The following is a 2,012-nucleotide window of genomic DNA, read 5'->3' as shown; positions in this document are numbered from 1 at the left end:
GTCACCGAACAGCCCCCCGAGCCCCCGCAGCCCCCCGCACCCGCCCGTACCGTCCCCGAGCCCGCCGCCAGGGGCGCCGCCGGGAACGACGGTGGCCACCTGTGGACGCCGGCCCTGCTCGACGGTGAGCTCGCGGCGGGCCTGCGGCAGAAGTCCGACGGGCGCATGCCGACGGTGTGGACGGTGTACCTGGCCACCGACGACATCCGCCGCACCACCGAACGGGCCCGGGCGGCGGGCGGGCAGGTGATCACCGACCCGGTGCTGGTCGGCGGCGGCCCCGCGGGTGTGCTCGCCACCGTCGCCGACCCCTCGGGGGCGGTCTTCAACCTGTGGCAGCCGGTCGAGCACTCCGGCTTCGGTGTGACGGGCCGGCCCGGCGGCTACGTCTGGACCGAGGTGCACACCAGGGACAAGGAAGCGGTGGACGCCTTCTACCGCGAGGTGTTCGGCTACGAGACGCGCGTCCTCGACTCCGGTGGCGCCGACTTCCTGATGTGGGCGCCCCGCGGTGAGCCCGCCGACGAGCAGCACGCCGTCGGCGGCCGGTCGCTGATCGACGCGTCGCAGCCCGCCGAGCTGCCCGCGCACTTCCTCACCTACTTCACGGTGGCCGACTGCGACGAGGCGGCCCGCACCGTCACCAGGCTGGGCGGCCGGGTGCTCAGCGAGCCGGAGACCGGCGAGCACGGCCGGTTCGCGGTGCTGGTGGACAACCAGGGAGCCGTCTTCGCGGTCCTCGACCCCGAAAGCGCCGTGTCGCGGGGCTGACGGCGGCAGCCCCATGCCGCAGCATGGACACCGGCAGGACCGCAGGACGGGGGAACGGCTGTGATGTCTCGCGCATCGGCGATCATGGATGACGCGCCGGCCCCCGGCCTGCCGTTCCGGCATGGAAACTCCCGGTACGTCCCCTGCCGCCGACAGCCCCCGGAGCGCTCTCGGAGAGGCGGGGGACGGCCCAGACGCACCCCGGTTCGCCAGCGCGGGCCCCGGGGGGAAGAATCAGCGTCCGGACCGCACGTCCGGAACGGCGTCGGCACGCCGCGCCGGGCGGTAACGAGGACAAGCCCCTACGGGGAGGTGGCAGGCACATGGTGGAGCAGCTGACGCAGCACGATCCGCGGCGGATCGGCCCGTTCGAGGTGCTCGGCCGACTCGGCGCCGGGGGCATGGGACTGGTCTACCTCGCCCGCTCGGCCTCCGGCCGGCGCGTCGCGATCAAGACCGTGCGCACGGAACTCGCCGAGGACCAGCTGTTCCGGGTGCGCTTCACCCGCGAGGTGGAGGCCGCTCGCGCGGTCAGCGGGTTCTACACCGCCGCCGTCGTGGACGCCGACCCGCGGGCGGCGGTGCCGTGGCTGGCCACCGCCTACGTGCCGGCCCCCTCGCTGGAGGAGATGATCCACGAGTGCGGCCCGATGCCCGCCCAGGCGGTCCGATGGCTCGCCGCGGGCATCGCCGAGGCCCTGCAGTCCATCCACGGTGCCGGTCTCGTCCACCGCGACCTCAAGCCGTCCAACGTGCTCGTTGTCGAGGACGGTCCCCGGGTCATCGACTTCGGCATCGCCTCGGGGGTCTCCAACACCCGGCTGACCATGACCAACGTCGCCGTCGGCACCCCCGCCTACATGTCGCCCGAACAGGCCCGTGACTCCCGCAGCGTGACCGGGGCCAGCGACATCTTCTCGCTCGCCTCGACCCTGGTGTTCGCCGCGACCGGCCACGCGCCCTACCACGGCGCCAACCCGGTCGAGACGGTCTTCATGCTGCTGCGCGAGGGACCGGACCTGGAGGGGCTGCCGGACGAGCTGCGCCCGCTGATCGAGTCCTGCATGCGTACCGAGGCGGACGCCCGGCCCAGCCCCGCCGACCTCCAGGCGCAGCTGGCGCCCCACCTGTTCTCCTCCGGCGGGGACGACAGCGGTACGGCCTCGGCCTGGCTGCCGGCCGGCGCCGTCGAACTCATCGAGCGCAAGCGCGGCGGACGCAACCGGCCCGCGCGTCCGGCC

Annotated in this window: 2 protein-coding genes; both read left to right on the top strand. The window is 74.2% G+C overall.

The features are described 5' to 3' along the window. Positions 1-771: VOC family protein (locus ACYVE9_RS24550; RefSeq protein WP_461030086.1), on the top strand; the 771-nt coding region annotated here is incomplete at its 5' end. Positions 772-1,094: 323 nt separating this feature from the next. Then, positions 1,095-2,012, top strand: a 918-nt coding sequence (locus ACYVE9_RS24545) for a serine/threonine-protein kinase (protein ID WP_461030085.1), incomplete at its 3' end; no start/stop codon positions are given.

The organism is Streptomyces sparsus (genome assembly GCF_054776295.1).
The sequence above is the reverse complement of the archived record's forward strand: the minus strand, read 5'-3'. Positions and strand labels throughout refer to the sequence as shown.